Origin of the sequence: Acinetobacter sp. ANC 5054, from assembly GCF_002135295.1 — a bacterium.
Classification (GTDB): domain Bacteria; phylum Pseudomonadota; class Gammaproteobacteria; order Pseudomonadales; family Moraxellaceae; genus Acinetobacter.
The window spans coordinates 140285-156757 of record NZ_NEGG01000002.1 but is presented as its reverse complement, the minus strand read 5'-3'; the positions used below and the strand labels follow the sequence as shown (position 1 = coordinate 156757).

General features: G+C 40.2%; 16 protein-coding genes and 1 tRNA gene. 11 read left to right on the top strand and 6 right to left on the bottom strand.

Annotated features, from left to right (window positions below; all coding sequences use genetic code 11):
* Position 1 precedes the first annotated feature (1 nt).
* Positions 2 to 77: transfer RNA gene (locus tag B9T33_RS03015), tRNA-Asn, on the bottom strand.
* A 462-nt stretch (positions 78 to 539) separates the two neighbouring features.
* Between B9T33_RS03015 and B9T33_RS03010 the strand changes: the two genes are divergently transcribed.
* Together B9T33_RS03010 and B9T33_RS03005 are read left to right on the top strand one after the other, a co-directional pair.
* On the top strand, positions 540 to 1331 hold the full coding sequence (locus B9T33_RS03010; protein WP_228145769.1) for an SEL1-like repeat protein: 792 nt from the start codon (positions 540 to 542) through the stop codon (positions 1329 to 1331).
* Positions 1318 to 1677 carry a tetratricopeptide repeat protein gene (locus B9T33_RS03005; protein WP_171263558.1) on the top strand — a complete coding sequence of 120 codons (360 nt, stop codon included), beginning with the start codon at positions 1318 to 1320 and terminating at the stop codon, positions 1675 to 1677. The genes B9T33_RS03010 and B9T33_RS03005 overlap by 14 nt, the downstream gene beginning before the upstream one ends.
* Before the next feature lie 278 nt (positions 1678 to 1955).
* Here the strand turns inward: B9T33_RS03005 and B9T33_RS03000 are convergent, their stop codons facing one another.
* The gene (locus tag B9T33_RS03000) at positions 1956 to 2582 is read right to left on the bottom strand and encodes a superoxide dismutase (RefSeq protein ID WP_086177612.1); all 627 of its coding nucleotides are present in this window, start codon (positions 2580 to 2582) and stop codon (positions 1956 to 1958) included.
* A 156-nt stretch (positions 2583 to 2738) separates the two neighbouring features.
* Positions 2739 to 3497 carry a Nif3-like dinuclear metal center hexameric protein gene (locus tag B9T33_RS02995; protein WP_086177473.1) on the bottom strand — a complete coding sequence of 253 codons (759 nt, stop codon included), beginning with the start codon at positions 3495 to 3497 and terminating at the stop codon, positions 2739 to 2741.
* A gap of 171 nt (positions 3498 to 3668) precedes the next feature.
* Between B9T33_RS02995 and B9T33_RS02990 the strand changes: the two genes are divergently transcribed.
* The 9 genes from B9T33_RS02990 to B9T33_RS02950 all read left to right on the top strand — a co-directional run bounded on the left by B9T33_RS02990 (position 3669) and on the right by B9T33_RS02950 (position 11721).
* The gene (locus B9T33_RS02990; protein WP_086177472.1) at positions 3669 to 4847 is read left to right on the top strand and encodes a S1C family serine protease; all 1179 of its coding nucleotides are present in this window, start codon (positions 3669 to 3671) and stop codon (positions 4845 to 4847) included.
* Positions 4848 to 5007: 160 nt separating this feature from the next.
* Positions 5008 to 5265 carry a hypothetical protein gene (locus B9T33_RS02985; RefSeq protein ID WP_086177471.1) on the top strand — a complete coding sequence of 86 codons (258 nt, stop codon included), beginning with the start codon at positions 5008 to 5010 and terminating at the stop codon, positions 5263 to 5265.
* A gap of 100 nt (positions 5266 to 5365) precedes the next feature.
* Positions 5366 to 6169: a pyrimidine utilization protein D gene (gene rutD / locus B9T33_RS02980; RefSeq protein WP_086177470.1), complete on the top strand. Its 804-nt coding sequence runs from the start codon at positions 5366 to 5368 to the stop codon at positions 6167 to 6169.
* A gap of 321 nt (positions 6170 to 6490) precedes the next feature.
* A complete protein-coding gene (rutA, locus tag B9T33_RS02975) occupies positions 6491 to 7606 on the top strand; it encodes a pyrimidine utilization protein A (protein ID WP_086177611.1) in 1116 nt (371 codons plus the stop codon).
* On the top strand, positions 7603 to 8370 hold the full coding sequence (gene rutB / locus B9T33_RS02970; protein WP_086177469.1) for a pyrimidine utilization protein B: 768 nt from the start codon (positions 7603 to 7605) through the stop codon (positions 8368 to 8370). Before rutA ends, rutB begins: the two co-directional genes overlap by 4 nt.
* Before the next feature lie 27 nt (positions 8371 to 8397).
* Positions 8398 to 8778: a pyrimidine utilization protein C gene (rutC, locus tag B9T33_RS02965; RefSeq protein WP_086177468.1), complete on the top strand. Its 381-nt coding sequence runs from the start codon at positions 8398 to 8400 to the stop codon at positions 8776 to 8778.
* Between the two features lie 112 nt (positions 8779 to 8890).
* Positions 8891 to 9427 carry an NADH-dependent FMN reductase RutF gene (gene rutF, locus B9T33_RS02960; protein ID WP_228145775.1) on the top strand — a complete coding sequence of 179 codons (537 nt, stop codon included), beginning with the start codon at positions 8891 to 8893 and terminating at the stop codon, positions 9425 to 9427.
* A gap of 33 nt (positions 9428 to 9460) precedes the next feature.
* Positions 9461 to 10819 carry a pyrimidine utilization transport protein G gene (rutG, locus tag B9T33_RS02955; protein ID WP_086177466.1) on the top strand — a complete coding sequence of 453 codons (1359 nt, stop codon included), beginning with the start codon at positions 9461 to 9463 and terminating at the stop codon, positions 10817 to 10819.
* A gap of 29 nt (positions 10820 to 10848) precedes the next feature.
* Complete coding sequence (locus tag B9T33_RS02950) at positions 10849 to 11721, top strand: NAD(P)-dependent oxidoreductase (RefSeq protein ID WP_086177465.1); 873 nt, start codon at positions 10849 to 10851, stop codon at positions 11719 to 11721.
* 114 nt (positions 11722 to 11835) lie between these two features.
* Here the strand turns inward: B9T33_RS02950 and B9T33_RS02945 are convergent, their stop codons facing one another.
* The 3 genes from B9T33_RS02945 to lipA all read right to left on the bottom strand — a co-directional run bounded on the left by B9T33_RS02945 (position 11836) and on the right by lipA (position 16432).
* On the bottom strand, positions 11836 to 12222 hold the full coding sequence (locus tag B9T33_RS02945; protein ID WP_086177464.1) for a carboxymuconolactone decarboxylase family protein: 387 nt from the start codon (positions 12220 to 12222) through the stop codon (positions 11836 to 11838).
* Between the two features lie 232 nt (positions 12223 to 12454).
* Positions 12455 to 14986 (bottom strand): acyl-CoA dehydrogenase, encoded by a 2532-nt coding sequence (locus B9T33_RS02940; protein WP_086177463.1) that lies wholly within the window; start codon positions 14984 to 14986, stop codon positions 12455 to 12457.
* A 432-nt stretch (positions 14987 to 15418) separates the two neighbouring features.
* The gene (lipA, locus tag B9T33_RS02935) at positions 15419 to 16432 is read right to left on the bottom strand and encodes a lipoyl synthase (RefSeq protein ID WP_086177462.1); all 1014 of its coding nucleotides are present in this window, start codon (positions 16430 to 16432) and stop codon (positions 15419 to 15421) included.
* Positions 16433 to 16473 lie beyond the last annotated feature (41 nt).

Sequence of the window (16473 nt, the reverse complement as noted above, 5' to 3'; positions counted from 1 at the left end):
ATGGCTCTCCAACCTGGGCTCGAACCAGGGACCTGCGGATTAACAGTCCGTCGCTCTACCGACTGAGCTATTGGAGAATCTGAAGCGCATTTTAGGGATGAATATAAATGTGGTCAAGCATATTTATAAGAAAATTACGTTAAATGTTTTTTTATTGTGCAAAATAGGTTTTTTCGTTTAAATATTGATTTATTTGGCTTTTATATTGTAAAAAATGATCAATTTTTTCATTTGATGAGATGTAGCTGGTGCTGATTTGATGGAGTCATGGGTTAGGTATTAGAGGTTTTACAATTTAGAAGTATAAATTTTGCGAGCGCATTAGGCTTCAATTTTTATTATTGCCTTTATGTCAAATGGCTAGAGTTTTGGTTATATTGTAATGTTATTCTAGAAAAGAATTAGAGCAACACTAAATTATTTCACTTTAATAGAAATTGAAAATGAAACTCACTAAAAAAATATTATTAACACTCACATTATTGCTATTTATGAAGCCTACATTTGCGAACATAGAGAATTTTCAAAAACTACAGAACATGGCCCAGAAAGGAGATGCATCTGCTCAAAATAAGCTAGGAGATGCTTATTATGATGGGGAGAGTATACCCCAAAATTATGTCAGTGCTTTTGAATGGTTTAGTAAGGCTGCGGCTCAAGGGCTTGCAACTGCTCAATATAGTTTTGGGGTAATGTATGCTAATGGTGAGGGCACACGTCAAAATTATACCAAGGCTTTTGAATGGTATACCAAGGCAGCCGTTCAGGGACTTGCACCTGCACAATATAGCCTTGGACTCATGTATAGCTATGGTGATGGCGTAACTAAAAGTGATGCCAAAGCTTTTGAATGGTTTAGCAAAGCTTCTGATCAAGGATTTGCATTAGCGCAACATAATCTTGGGATGATGTATGCCTATGGTGAGGGTGTTACTAAAAGTGATGCTAAATCTTTTGAATGGTACAGCAAGGCAGCCAATCAAGGGTATGCACCTTCGCAACATAACCTTGGCGTGAGGTATGAAAAAGGTAAAGACGTAATTAAAAGTGATGTCAAAGCTTTTGAATGGTATAGCAAAGCAGCGACTCAGGGGTATGTGCCTTCACAAAATAATCTTGCGTCTATGTATGAAGCAGGTCAGGGCGTAACTAAAAGTGATGTCAAAGCTTTTGAATGGTACAGCAGGGCAGCGGCTCAGGGGGAGGCAGTTGCGCAATATAATATTGGTAGGATGTATGAAGCTGGTCAGGGTGTAACTAAAAGTGATGTCAAAGCTTTTGAATGGTACAGCAGGGCAGCGGTTCAAGGACATGCATTTGGCGCAATATAACCTTGGTTCAATGTATATTTATGGGCAGGGTGTAAGCCAAAATTATGCCAAAGCCTTTGAGTGGTTTGGTAAGGCTGCAGCTCAAGAACATTCAGGTGCGCAACATGATCTTGGATCAATGTATGCTAATGGCCACGGAATAGCACAAAGTATATCACTATCAAATAAATGGTATTTAAAGGCGGCTAATAATGGTAATGCATTGGCCCAATTCACTATTGGGAAGAAATATTTAAATGGTGATAATGGATTACCAAAAAATCGAGAACAAGCGCTGAATTGGCTAAAAAAGGCATCAAATAATGGACATGCCGAAGCTAAGTTAATGCTTGCTGGACTTCAGTAATTTTTAAGTATTTTGTAATCAATTAAATTACATGTTTCATGATTTTTGTATTTTTTAATCATACGTTTATTGTGAAGGCATAAGCGCTGGTAATGACTATTGGGCTTTGATTATTTATTAGTTACGTTATCTATAAGTGGACTATTTTTCTAACTTGTATGTCTTCATTTAAGCCTAAAACAAGAAAGAGAAACACTTATATATTTTTATAAATTTGAAGATTGTTTAACCCATAAAAAAACCACCCCAGAGGGTGGTTTTATTTTGAAAAATAAAACTTATTTTTCAACACCAGCTTCTTGGCCAGCGTATTTAGCATTTGCATAGTCCCAGTTCACTAGGCTTTCTAAGAAAGTAGAGATGTATTTAGGACGAGCGTTACGGAAGTCGATGTAGTAAGCGTGTTCCCAAACGTCGATAGTCAACACTGCAACTTTACCGTGAGCAAGTGGAGTGTCAGCATTTGAAGTTTTAAGGATAGAAAGGTTACCGTTTACTTCGTCAGCAACCAACCAAGCCCAACCTGAACCGAATTGAGTTGTTGCAGCAGCAGCAAATTCTTCAGCGAATTTTTCGTAAGAACCGAAAGTTTCATCAATTTTAGCAGCTAAAGCGCCAGTTGCTTTACCGCCACCGTTTTTAGCCATACAGTTCCAGTAGAATGTGTGGTTCCAAACTTGCGCAGCATTGTTAAACACGCCTGCTTTAGAAGCATCGCCAGCAACAGTTGTGATGATTTCTTCTAAAGATTTGCCTTCAAGGTCTGTACCAGCAATCAAATTGTTCAAGTTAACAACATAAGTGTTGTGATGCTTGTCGTGGTGAAATTCTAAAGTTTCTTTGCTGATGTGCGGAGCAAGATCTTCGTAACCGTAAGGTAACGCTGGTAAAGTAATCGTTGTCATGTTTTCAATTCCTTGCATTTTGCTGGGTTTTGACATTAAGTGCCGTTATTGTAATAGATTCTTGCAGTAAAATGCGCATTGCTTATAAATAACAATACAGAATAAAGCCTGAATATATACGTATAAGGATAAAGTCAAACACCGAGACGATTTAAATTAAATCGGGTTGTTTAATTCGAAATAACTATACTCAATATTGAACTGTTCTGAAATAGCTTTTGCGAGTTGTTGTACGCCATATCGTTCAGTTGCATGATGGCCACATGCATAATAATGTACGTTTAATTCCTGTGCTTCGTAAAAAGTGCGTTCACTGACTTCACCCGAAATATAGGCATCACAATTTTGCGCTGCTGCTTTTGTAATAAAATCTTGTGCACCACCTGTACAGTATCCAACTTTTTGAATGGATGATTTATCAGCAGGAAGGTGAGTCGCATCAAAACTTAATTTGTCAGATACAAACTGCTTAAAAGCTTCTGGACTCATGGCTTGCTTTAAATAGCCAATATTACCAATGGGATTACGTTCAGGTGGGTCTAACGCTTCAATATTTTCGAGCTCAAGCAAATCTGCAATTGCGGCATTGTTACCTAAGGTAGGGTGACTATCTAAAGGTAAATGATAACCCACGAGAGAAATATCATTTTTAATCAAGCTTTTGATGCGTTTGCCACGCATGCCAGTTATGGGATAGGCTTCGCCTTTCCAAAAATAGCCATGATGCACTAAAAGTAAGTTGGCACCTGCAGCAATCGCAGCATCAATTGCGCTTTGTGAGGCAGTCACAGCACATAAAATTTTATTGACCTCATGATCGCCTTCGACCTGTAGCCCATTGGGTGCATAGTCTTTAAATTCATGAGATTTAAGCGTGGCATCACACCACTGAATAATTTCACTTAACTGAGCCATAGTCTTCTCAAAATTACGAGGGGATTTAACTAAATTTAATATGAACTAAATTGTAACTAAAGAATCACAAATCTCTGTGTTTATTTTAAAGTTTGTTGAAAATATTACATTACAATACGGTATAAATTATTTAGTCATCAATGCATTATAAAATTTTTAGAGGATATAAACGTGCGCCGGAACTTTACATGGTTGCCTTGGGTATTACTAATACTCGTGATCATTGGTTTTCTGACTTGGCAACAACTACAAAAGCCTAAAGCTACCATTGCTCCTGATGGTGTGAAAATGCCTGCGGAAAAGGTTGAACCCTTAATCGATACTTCACGTACCGGTGGTGTGGTGTCATATAGTGCTGCTGTGAAGGTAGCAGCACCCGCGGTCGTGAATATTTTTACTACACAAAAAGTAAAAAAACTTGATCATCCTTTATTAAATGATCCTGTATATCGTGAATTTTTTGGTAATCAACTCCCAGATCAAAGTAACGAAAATGAAAATAGTTTGGGTTCGGGTGTAATTGTACGCGCAGATGGTTATATATTGACGAACAACCATGTGATTGCACAGGCAGACCAAATTGTTGTCGCTCTACATGACGGTCGTCGAGCAGAAGCGAAAGTGGTGGGTACAGACCCTGACACTGATTTAGCCGTCATTAAAATTGAATTGACCCAATTACCTGTGTTGCCATTTAAACTCAGTGGTAATGAAGTCGGCGATGTCGTACTAGCCATTGGTAATCCATTTGGTGTGGGACAAACCGTTACCCAAGGGATCATCTCTGCGACAGGGCGCTCTGACTTAGGTATTAACACCTATGAAGATTTTATCCAAACCGATGCAGCGATTAATCCGGGTAATTCGGGTGGTGCATTGATTGATGTCGCTGGGAACTTGATTGGTGTAAATACTGCGATTTTCTCACAGTCAGGTGGGTCGCTTGGGATTGGTTTTGCCATTCCAGCCAAAATTTGCCAACAAGTGATGAACTCGATTTTAAAAGATGGTCGAGTGGTTCGTGGTTGGTTGGGTATTAGTTTGCTCCCAATTCAACAAGAAAATATTTTAGAACCGCGTATCAACGGGGTAGTCGTTGCAGATGTATTACGTGATGGCCCTGCGGCACAAGCGGGTTTAAAACGTGGTGATAAAATTGTGAAAGTAAATAATGAAGTGATTACTTCAACTTCACATTTGATTAACTATGTCGCGCAGCAAGCGCCTTTAAGTATCATGCAAATTTCAATAGAGCGTGATGGCAAGGCAATGACCTTACCTGTACAGGTTGGCGAGCGCAAAGCGCAATCACAAAATAGTGATTCGCAGTACATTCCCTTACCGCAGTAATCTATAAAATAAAAATCCCTCATAAGAGGGATTTTTTTCACTCTAGTCAAGCAAATGACCATTGAATAAAATTGGTGTGAAAATTACAAAAATGCTATGCATTTTATGCTCAATCTATCTTAATTTAAAACGAAGAATAATGAGATAAGAGTATAAAAATATGAGTTTTTTACCTGCCGAACATGCCAAAGTGTTATCGAGTCAAGCCAATTTAGATATTGCCTTATATAAGGCACGCTTGGCGTTGCTGATTGAAGAAAATGCCAAGCAGGGCAACACTGCAGTATTTACAGTATTACCCAAACACTTACCGTTAGAAGATATTCGAAGTCTATCTGCTGAATTAACAGAATTAGGTTATCAAGTCCGTTTCGAATTAAATGAGTTTTTCTATAATTTTAATGTGTATTGGATTTAAAAAAATTAATGGAATACTAAAAATTGTAGATTCGAATATGTTTCTAAACGGCATGTTTTTTGCTGAATGGTAAAAACAATGTTTAGGTTTATTTTGTATTATGCAATTTCAATTTTATTCATGTCTCAGTAAGCCTGCGGCACAAATTGTTGTATTGTCTTCTGGCTTAGGTGGACGCGGTTCCTTTTGGCAGCCTCAACTTGCTGCCTTACAGCAAAATTATCATGTAATGACCTATGATCAAGAAGGTTGCCACGCAGATGCAGCTCCGCTAAATACGGATTATGCCATGCAAGATATGGCTGAGCAGGTTGTTCAATTACTCAAACACATCGGTATTCATAGTTTTCATTTTATTGGACATGCTCTAGGTGGGCATATTGGGATTGAACTTGCGCGCTTGCTTCATGAACAAGCTGCCATAAACATGCTGAGTTTGACCTGTATTAATGCGTGGGATCGTTTAGACCCGCATACCGAAAAATGTTTTTCGACACGTATCCATTTACTCAAAAATAGTGGTGTAGAAGCTTATGTGCGGGCACAGGCATTATTTTTATATCCACCACAATGGATATCAGATCACATTGAACTTTTGACACAAGCGGAAAATACTCAGCTCCTTAATTTCCCACCAACACAGAATATATTGGCACGCTTAAAAGCACTACAAGAGTTTCAGGTTACCAAAGCGCATGCAGAAGCCTTGCAAAATATCCCTGTGCATTTGATTGCTAATAACGATGATTTTTTAGTCCCCGTGAAAAAATCCTCGGACTTACAACACTGTATAGGAATAGGAACATTAAGTATTTTGGAAACAGGTGCGCATGCATCTACCCATACGGAAACTGAAAAAATCAATGCGATGATTTTGAGTTTTTTAGTGAATAAATGCGGATAATTTAGCCTATTTGTTAAATAAAAACCCGAATGAAAATTTGGGTTTTTTAATGCTTGTTCAAAAAAATAGAACAGTGAATTCGGTAAAAATGAAGGCAATATCTTGGTTCGAAATGTGCACTATTTTAAAACAAAGGTGTCTAAAACAGACCAGCCCACTAGGGTATATTTTTTACTAAAAAGTAAAATAAATAATTTATAAATAATTGATATATATTTAATTAAAAATATTGGCACGGCAATTGCTAAATATCTATCAAGAATAATGAACTTCAATTTAAAACATTATTTTAAATTAAATCTTATAAAAGAGGTGGTGAATATGAAAATTGGTATCTTCTGTCCAATCGGCAATAATGGCTGGCTGCTCTCTGAAAATGCACCACAATTTAAGCCTAGTTTTGAAATGAACAAGCAAATTGTACAACGTGCTGAACACTACGGTTTCGACTTTGCTTTATCCATGATCAAGCTGCGCGGTTTTGGTGGCAAAACTGAATTTTGGGATCATAACTTAGAAACATTTACTTTAATGGCTGGCCTTGCAGCTGTGACCAGCAAAATTAAAATTTATGCGACTGCGGCAACATTGGTCATGCCACCTGCAATCGTGGCGCGTATGGCATCAACCATTGATTCTATTTCGAATGGTCGTTTTGGTTTAAACGTGGTTACAGGTTGGCAAGCACCTGAATATACCCAAATGGGCATGTGGCCTGGGGACGAATATTTTGGAAAGCGTTATGACTACCTTTCTGAATATGTACATGTGCTTCGTGACTTATGGGCAACGGGAACATCAGACTTTAAAGGCGAGCATTTTCAAATGGAAGATTGTCGCGTGAGTCCAGTACCACAAGCGGATATGAAAATTATTTGTGCAGGTCAGTCAGATACAGGTTTAGCGTTCTCAGCACAATATGCAGATTACAACTTTGTTTTTGGTAAGGGGCTGAATACGCCAACAGCTTATGCAGAAATCAATGATCGTTTGAAAGTGCATACCGACCAAACAGGTCGTGACGTTCAAACCTATGTGTTGTTTATGGTGATCGCTGCTGAAACTGATGAAGCCGCATTTGCAAAATGGCAAAGCTATAACGATGGCGCAGACGTTGAAGCAATTAATTGGTTGATGAATCAGGGTGGAAAAGATACCCAATCAGGTACAGACACCAATATTCGTCAAATGGCATCGAGTGTTTCACCTGTCAATATCAACATGGGGACTTTGGTTGGTTCATTTGAAAAAGTGGCAGCCATGCTGGATGAAATTGGTGAAATTAAAGGCACTGAAGGCATATTGCTGACTTTTGATGATTTTATTCAATGTGTTGAAGACTTTGGACAAAAAATTCAGCCCTTAATGAAATGCCGTGAAGGCGTAGTGGTTGATGGTGATTTTTCTGCAATGCCTATTTTGGAGAAAACAGCATGAGCTTAAACACCTTAGATTTAAATAAGCAAAACGTTGTATGCAGTGCATTTACTGCACAAGCGGGTACAGGAAAAGTGCTCGCCGCTGAACCTGAAGCTTTGACACTGGCACCTGAACAAACAGCTTTAATCGTCATAGATATGCAAAATGCATATACGTCGCAGGGAGGGTATTTAGACCTCGCAGGTTTTGATGTATCAAAAACAAAACCTGTGGTTGAAAATATCAAAACTGCCGTAGATGCTGCACACGCGGCTGGCATTCAAGTCATCTACTTTAAAAATGGTTGGGATGATCAATACCGTGAAGCGGGTGGAATCGATTCTCCGAATTTTCATAAATCTAATGCCCTTAAAACCATGCGTAAACGACCAGAGTTGCAAGGCACTTTATTGGCAAAAGGGCATTGGGATTTTGAGCTGATTGATGAACTGCAACCTTTGGCACAAGACATCGTGATTGAAAAGCCACGTTATAGCGGATTTTTTAATACGGCTTTAGACAGCATCTTGCGTTGTCGTGGTATTCGAAACTTGGTGTTTGTTGGTATTGCCACAAATGTCTGCGTTGAATCTACTTTACGAGATGGGTTCTTTTTAGAGTATTTCGGTGTGGCACTTTCAGATGCTTGTTACCAAGCAGGTCCAGTCGAAGCGCATGAAGCGAGCTTATTCAATATCAAAACCTTCTTTGGTTGGGTCTCAGACACCGCAAACTTCGTTGAAATTTTTCAGCCACCAGTGGCATTCGAAAAAACAGCATAAATCAATGAGATAAATTTGGAGAACACGATGCCAAAAAAAATCATTTTACCAGAAGGAACAGGCAAGCCACTTGCACCTTATGTCCCTGCAACTCAGGTAGACAACATTGTATATGTTTCAGGCACATTGGCTTTTGATGAACAAAATAATGTCGTACATGTTGGCGATGCCGCAGCACAAACACTACACATTTTAGAAACCATTAAAAAGGTAATCGAAACTGCAGGTGGCACGATGGATGACGTGACTTTTAATCATGTTTTTGTCAAAGATTGGGCAGACTACGCTGCAATTAATAGTATCTATGCAGAGTATTTCCCGGGGGATAAACCTGCTCGATATTGTGTACAAACAGGCTTAGTGAAACCAGAAGCTTTGGTGGAAATAGCGTCTATTGCACATATTTAAATCAAATTAAACAACGCGAAAATAAACACTTCAATACGAAAAGTGGGTCATGGAGAAAGTCATGAACAGCAAAATTCAGCATACCGAAATCGCCAATACACATGCAGTATCAATGCAACCTGCATTTAATGAATTACAAAGCATCGCTCAATTGGAAAAGACTGAAGTGGACCAACAACAATTTAGACAAGGCATGGCCAATTTGGGTGCAGCAGTCAATGTGATTACCACGCAAGGTCCAGCGGGATTGGCTGGGTTTACTGCCTCTGCTGTATGTAGTGTGACTGATACGCCACCGACACTTTTAGTCTGTTTAAACCGTTCATCATCCGTTTTTGAAACTTTTCAGGCCAATCAAGTATTGTGTGTAAATACTTTGAATGCCGAACAAAGCCATTTATCCAATTTATTTGGTGGAAAAACGCCAATGCATGAGCGTTTTGCACAAGGTACGTGGCAGACCCTAAGCACTCAAGCACCCGTTTTAGAAGGTGCGTTGGTGTCATTTGACTGTGAAGTGGTAAAGAGCATGTCGGTAGGCAGTCACGATGTGCTGATCTGTGAAGTCAAAGCTATTCAACAACAACAAGGTCAAAACGGACTGATGTATTTCAATCGTCGTTACTGTGAAACTCAACCAATGAACTGATATTAATTTTCCCATCTCAAGGAGGGGAGCCTCATGAATGCAAAAGAATCGTGGTTTCCGAAATTTAAGCCTTATCAAGGCAATTTAGATACAACACCTGTGCAAACAGATGAATATTTGCCTGCATCAAAAAGTATTGTGTTAGGTCTTCAGCATGCTTTTGCAATGTTTGGGGCAACGGTACTTGCACCCTTGTTGATGGGTTTTGATCCCAATTTGACGATATTTATTACGGGTATCGGGACAATTTTATTTTTCCTGATGACGGGTGGACGCATGCCGAGTTATCTCGGTTCAAGCTTTGCATTTATTGGTGCTGTTGCTGCTGCGACAGGCTATAGCGGTGTAGGATCAAATCCTAATATCGCTTTGGCTTTGGGCGGAACGATTGCCTGTGGTCTGATTTATGCAGGTATTGGATTGGTGGTGATGAAAACCGGCACGGCATGGATTGAAAAACTTATGCCACCCATCGTCACAGGCGCAATTGTGATGATTATTGGTTTAAATCTTGCTCCTGTCACAATTAAAAGTGTATCAGCCAATACATTTGATACTTGGATGGCTGTTGTGACCATTTTATGTATCAGTGCGGTTGCTGTATTTACTCGTGGCATGATTCGACGTCTATTGCTGCTGATTGGTTTAGTCGTGGCGTATTTTGTGTATTTCTTATTGACCAATGTTATGGGCTGGGGAACTGCAATTGATTTTGGCACCATTGCCAATGCCGCTTGGTTTGGTCTGCCGACTTTCCATGCACCTGTTTTTGAAGCCAATGCCATGCTGCTGATCGCACCTGTAGCACTGATTTTAGTTGCTGAAAATTTAGGGCATTTTAAAGCGGTGTCTGCCATGACAGGTAAAAATCTTGATCCCTATATGGGACGTGCGTTTCTTGCAGATGGTGTATGTACCACAATGTCAGCTTCAGTGGGCGGCACAGGTATGACCACTTATGCTGAAAATATTGGAGTGATGGCGGTTACGAAAGTTTATTCAACAACAATCTTTGTAGTGGCTGGTGTATTTGCGGTTTTGTTAGGACTTTCACCTAAATTTGGCGCTGTGATTAGTACGATTCCTGTGGCGTTATTAGGCGGTGCATCTATTGTTGTCTTTGGTTTGATTACGGTGGCTGGGGCAAAGATTTGGATTGATAACAAAGTTGATTTTACCAAAAACAGTACCTTAATTATTGCCGCTGTGAGTTTGATTATGGGCGCAGGAAACTTTAGTTTGCATATTGGCAGTTTTGATTTGGGTGGTATTGGAACCGCAACTTTAGCAGCTGTATTTTTGAACTTTGTCCTCAACCGTAAAGAAGATGTTGCAGATGATATGAGTGAAAAAAAGCATTCAGCAACTGATACAGCTGTCGTACATCATTAAGTCGCAAGCTGATAAGAGGAGTCTTGAGTTTGAAACAATCCGTGGCATTTATTGGTTTGGGGGCGATGGGCTGGCATATGGCGAGCCATTTGCCAAAGTCAGGTTTGGATGTATGGGTATGGAATCGTAATTTTGATAAAGCCCTTGCACATGCTACAGAGTTTAAAACTACTGCGGTGAGTTTGCCCAAAGCTGTGCAGGCAGATTTTATTATTTCCTGCTTACCAACCAGTGCTGATGTAGAAGCATTGATTGCAACACATGCACCTAAATCTGGCAGTATTTGGATTGACTGCACCAGTGGTGTACCTGACTCAGCACAGAGACAGAGTCAGAAATTACAGCAAATAAATGTGGCGTATTTAGATGCGCCTGTTTCGGGGCAAACGATTGGTGCGCAGCGTGGCACTTTAACTGTAATGGTCGGTGGTGATACCGATGCTTTTGAGCGGGCTGAACCAATTATCCGTAGTTTTGCGTCGTTAATTGAGCATGTCGGTCAAAGTGGAGCGGGCTTTGCGGTCAAGGCTGTAAACAATACTTTAATGGCAACACATCTTTGGGCATTGGCGGAGGGTTTGACTTTACTCAAATCTAAGGGAGTGGAACTCAGTTCTGCATTAAATTGTATTAATCATTCAAGCGGTCAAAGCAGCATGTCTGAAAATATCATGGCACAGCGTGTACTTAGCCGACGTTTTGATAAAACATTCGGGCTTGATTTGCTGCAAAAGGACATTGGGATTGCCATGAATCTAATTCATCAGAAAGATTTAGATCTACCGACACTGAGTTTGATGCAGCATCAATATGCAAGAATTGCCAAATCGCAAGCCGAAAATTTGGACTTTTCAGCGGTTGTATGCAGTCTAGAGGCGATGAATCAGATTGAGTTAGTTTGATTTAATCTATTTTATTCAGCAGGTTTCTACAGCACTATTTTCATCAGTGATATTTCAATTTGCATTACTCAAATGCACAAAAACCGCATGGATGCGGCTTTTGTACCAAACACATTATTCAGTTTTTTGATATTCATTAATCACTTCTAAAGCAGCTCGAAATGCTTCTTGTGTCGCAGGTGCGCCGCAGTAAGGTAAGCTGTGCAATAACACTTCCTGTATTTCTTCCACAGTTGCACCATTATTTAATGCACCACGAACATGTCCTTTGAGTTCAGTTGGACTTTTTTGTGCTGTTAAAAATGCGATGGTAATTAGTGAGCGATATTTACGTGGTAATACGCCTTCACGTTGCCATGTCGAACCCCATGCATGTTCATTGATCCAGTCTTGTAAGGGTTGGGTAAATGGCACGGTATTATCTTGTGCACGTTTCACAAAACTTTCGCCCATCATTTCGGTACGGACTTTTAAACCATTTTCATAATCTTGCTGTGACATGCGAATTAACCCTCTGAGCGTTATTTTTTATTTCAGTGCTACACAGGGTACGCCTCTATGACTCATATACCATTGGCGGATGGTCGAACTTATTGTGAATTTATAAACAAATATAAAAAATAAATGTATTGCAAGATAAGCTTGGCTTAATTGTTTTAGGCATCGAAAAAGCGATGTCGAAACATCGCTTTTAACTTTGAACATGTTGTAAGTGATCGATTAAAAACCAAGCTTAAAAACGTAAAAAAGCTTCAGGCTCATCATCGGTTTTTTGTTGATAAAGTTGTTGATCCTGCATTTTATGTCGTTCAGCTTCTGGTAAATGTGGATTATCCAAAGGTAGATTTTTATCCAGTTGCATATCAAAAATATCGGTCAATAAGCTGTCATAACGTTTGGCATTGTAAGTTCTAAGCTGTTCGGCTTCGAGCTCATTGATAAAGCCTTGGCTTAAGGCATCCAAGATATGTGCTTCAAAGGTGAGTCCGCTGAATTTAGCTTTGGACTCTGCCTTTTTGAAGCGATCCCAAAGTGGTTCGATCTCCAAGAGCATTAAGAATGTCGACTCCATACGCCCAGTTACATCATTAGCTTCGGTTGTGTAGTAGACATGCTTTTTCAATTCATTTCGAAATGCATTGTCTTCCATCATACTTTCAGCGACTTGTTGTTTGAGTCTGTCAGTCGGTGCTTGTAGTGGTCGACCAAAAGGGAAACATAAAGTTTTGACGAGACATGCTGCAATCGGCTTAGGAAAGTTGGCAAACAATCCATAGAAAGCTTCTTGTGCATTAAACAATGCTTTTTCTACTGCTAATTTTGCATGTAATGCTTCAGCATCAGTTTTTTTACTGTGCTCAAAGTATTTTAAAATCGCAGTTGCAATAAACAAATGTGCATGTATGTCAGCCAAACGACCTGACAGCATTTCTTTACGTTTAATATCTCCAGCCAAAAGTCCCAAACACATATCCGCAGTTAAGGAGAAATTGGCACTTAAACGGTTAATGACTTTGTAATACGGAATGGTGAGCTCCGTTGCACTTTGAGGTGAATCATTTGCACCCCCTGTAAAACCATAGGCAAATGAACGTGCAGTTCGGTTAAAGGTATAACCTAAATGTTTGAATAATAATTCATTAAAGGTTTTGAGTGCAGTGTTTTTATCCTCAGCTTGTAATAATTGCAATTCTTCATATAAATAAGGATGACAACGCATTGAACCTTGACCAAAGATCATTAGTGAACGGCTCAGAATGTTGGCACCCTCAACAGTGATGGACACAGGAATGGCTTGATAATTGAGTGCTAAGAAATTTCGCGGCCCCATTTGAATTGCACGACCACCGACTATATCCATACCGTGGTTCACCACTTTACGCATCGTTTCAGTGGCATAGTATTTTGCCATTGCAGTCATTACTGCAGGTTTACCACCTTGGTTCAGACCACAAGTCACCAAGTAGCGAAATGCTTCAAGCATATACGCATCACTGGCAATATCACTGGTGGCTTCTTGTACACCTTCAAATTTACCGACTGAAATTTTAAATTGTTGGCGTATACGTGCAAATGCGCCGACATTTAAATAAGCCATTTCGCCTGCTGCTGTAGAAAGTGCAGGTAAGGAAATCCCACGCCCCACAGCTAGACATTCCATGAGCATGCGCCAGCCTTTACCGGCATTTTTTACCCCACCAATAATCCAGTCGAGTGGAATAAATACATCCTCACCATCCACTGTACCATTCATAAATGGAGAGCCTGGGTTATGTCGCGCACCAACAATCACACCATCATGTGAAGAAGGCAGCAAGGCGCAGGTAATGCCATATTCTTTCTTATTGCTATCACCCAATAGTCCATCAGGATCATACATTTTAAAAGCCAAGCCAACGACAGTCGCGATTGGGGCAAGGGTAATCCAGCGTTTTGAGAAATTCATTTTCAAACCCAGAATTTCTTTGCCTTCAAATTCACCATAGCACACCACACCTGTATCTGGGATGGCACCTGCGTCTGATCCTGCTTCTGGGCTGGTTAAACCAAAACATGGAATTTCTTCACCTTTGGCTAGGCCGGGTAGGTAACGGTCTTTTTGTTGTTCTGTGCCATAGTGTAGTAATAATTCACCCGGTCCAAGTGAGTTGGGCACCATACAACTAACCGCAGTGGTGAGGGAGCGAGAAGCAATTTTACTCATCACACGACTTTGTGCGAAGGAACTAAATTCTCGGCCGCCATATTCTTTGGGAATAATGAGGCCTAAAAAACCATTACTTTTGATGAACTGCCATACATGGTCTGGCAGTCTTTTATGTCGATGGTGAATTTCCCATTCATTGATCATGCCGCAGAGTTTTTCGACTTCATTGTCAAGAAAGGCTTGCTCTTCGGCAGACAATTTTGGATAGGGGTAGTTATTAAAGGTTTCCCAGTTAGGAGCCCCCATAAACAGTTCTTTTTCCCACCAACTTGTACCCGAGTCTAATGCCGCGCGTTCCGTGCTACTCATGGTTGGCATTGCATTGGCGAGAACTTTATAGGCAGGTTTGGAAATAAATGCCATTCTGAGTGGTTCAATGAGTACCACAAGGCTAACGAGGATCAGTGGTAAGCCCAATATCAGTGACCAAGGACTTAAGAAAGCAAGCAAGATTGAAATGACAATCAATGAGATTGCCCCAACAGCTCGGGATAGGCTAAAGAAGAAGACCGCCCATAAGCATAGAACTAAGATCAAAATACTGATGATGAAATACATTGCTTACCCTCCATTTGAATATGCGATTAACGCGAGAGAGGGGGATTTAGAGATTTTGGGTCGGTACAATGTCATTATGGACTGTATATCGTCCTAGAATGATCAAAACCTAAAACGCCCTTCTCGGGTAGCACAGTGAATTCTAATTAGTGAAGTATTATTAAATTAATATGGACTCAAATTTAGTGTGGATATCAACTTTAGCGCCTCTTTATTTTTGCATTTGAAAACGCAATAGCAGCAAAATTGAGATGAATACGCACATAAATCTGAATATGATTTATTTTAAAATAGAGTGATTTTTAAGCGATGTAAAAGTGACAACTGTGAGATAAATGTAGACTTAAGTAAGTTTTAAATGAAATGAATCATTTAACAGGACATAAAAAATCCCTCACGAGGAGGGGTTTTGGGGCTTAACTCAAAGTAGCATCAAGCTTCAATGGTTTGCACAGCAATTTTCTTGGCAGGGTCAACTTTACGGCGTACAGCTGGAACTGGTTCACCATAGTACTGGCGGTCAGCGAAGTAACTTGAACGCACCATTGGCGCAGCCCAAATATTTCTGAAACCTAATTTTTGACCATGTTCTGTATAACGATCAAATTCTTCAGGAGTTACAAAGCGGTCAATTGGAGCATGTTCTTTCGAAGGTTGCAGATATTGACCAATCGTCACATAGTCCACGCCATGCGCATGTAAATCATCAAGCAGTGCAATCACTTCTTCTTCAGTTTCACCAATACCCACCATCAAACCACATTTGGTTGGAACATCTGGGCAGTATTCTTTAAACATTTTAAGTAAGTTCAAAGAATGTTGATAATCTGAACCCGGACGCATCGCTTTGTATAAACGAGGCACAGTCTCAATGTTGTGGTTGAACACGTCTGGTGGGCACTCCGTCATAATACGAAGGGCAACATCCATACGACCACGGAAGTCAGGTACTAAAATTTCAAGTAGCGTTTTAGGGCTAAGATCACGTGCTTCTTTAATACAGTCAACGAAATGCTGTGCACCACCGTCAATCAAGTCGTCACGGTCTACAGATGTGATGACCGCATATTTCAAACCTAAATTGGCAATCGTTTCTGCCATGTGACGTGGTTCATCAGGATCTAAAGCATTTGGACGGCCATGGGCAACGTCACAGAATGGGCAACGACGTGTACAAATGTCGCCCATGATCATAAAGGTTGCAGTACCACCACCGAAGCACTCTGGTAAGTTCGGGCATGCCGCTTCTTCACACACGGTATGTAATTTTTGTGCGCGTAAAGTTGTTTTAATGCGTTGAACTTCATCAGGAGCAGCCATTTTGACCCGAATCCAGTCAGGCTTACGAGGCGTTTCAACCGTTGGCACAACCTTCACAGGTATGCGAGCGACTTTTTCTGCGCCACGAAGTTTGACACCTTGTTCAGGTTTACGGTTCTCAGACATATTCAACTTTTCCACTGTTTTTGACGAGGAGATATTCAAAA

What these genes read in the sequence shown, in the direction of transcription:
- B9T33_RS02985 (WP_086177471.1), top strand. Translation starts at nt 5,008, where the DNA reads ATGAGTTTTTTACCTGCCGAACATGCCAAAGTGTTATCGAGTCAAGCC.
- B9T33_RS03000 (WP_086177612.1), bottom strand. Translation starts at nt 2,582, where the DNA reads ATGACAACGATTACTTTACCAGCGTTACCTTACGGTTACGAAGATCTT.
- lipA (WP_086177462.1), bottom strand. Translation starts at nt 16,432, where the DNA reads ATGTCTGAGAACCGTAAACCTGAACAAGGTGTCAAACTTCGTGGCGCA.
- B9T33_RS03010 (WP_228145769.1), top strand. Translation starts at nt 540, where the DNA reads ATGGCCCAGAAAGGAGATGCATCTGCTCAAAATAAGCTAGGAGATGCT.
- rutF (WP_228145775.1), top strand. Translation starts at nt 8,891, where the DNA reads ATGCAACCTGCATTTAATGAATTACAAAGCATCGCTCAATTGGAAAAG.
- rutA (WP_086177611.1), top strand. Translation starts at nt 6,491, where the DNA reads ATGAAAATTGGTATCTTCTGTCCAATCGGCAATAATGGCTGGCTGCTC.
- B9T33_RS02995 (WP_086177473.1), bottom strand. Translation starts at nt 3,497, where the DNA reads ATGGCTCAGTTAAGTGAAATTATTCAGTGGTGTGATGCCACGCTTAAA.
- B9T33_RS02945 (WP_086177464.1), bottom strand. Translation starts at nt 12,222, where the DNA reads ATGTCACAGCAAGATTATGAAAATGGTTTAAAAGTCCGTACCGAAATG.
- rutB (WP_086177469.1), top strand. Translation starts at nt 7,603, where the DNA reads ATGAGCTTAAACACCTTAGATTTAAATAAGCAAAACGTTGTATGCAGT.
- rutC (WP_086177468.1), top strand. Translation starts at nt 8,398, where the DNA reads ATGCCAAAAAAAATCATTTTACCAGAAGGAACAGGCAAGCCACTTGCA.
- rutD (WP_086177470.1), top strand. Translation starts at nt 5,366, where the DNA reads ATGCAATTTCAATTTTATTCATGTCTCAGTAAGCCTGCGGCACAAATT.
- rutG (WP_086177466.1), top strand. Translation starts at nt 9,461, where the DNA reads ATGAATGCAAAAGAATCGTGGTTTCCGAAATTTAAGCCTTATCAAGGC.
- B9T33_RS02940 (WP_086177463.1), bottom strand. Translation starts at nt 14,986, where the DNA reads ATGTATTTCATCATCAGTATTTTGATCTTAGTTCTATGCTTATGGGCG.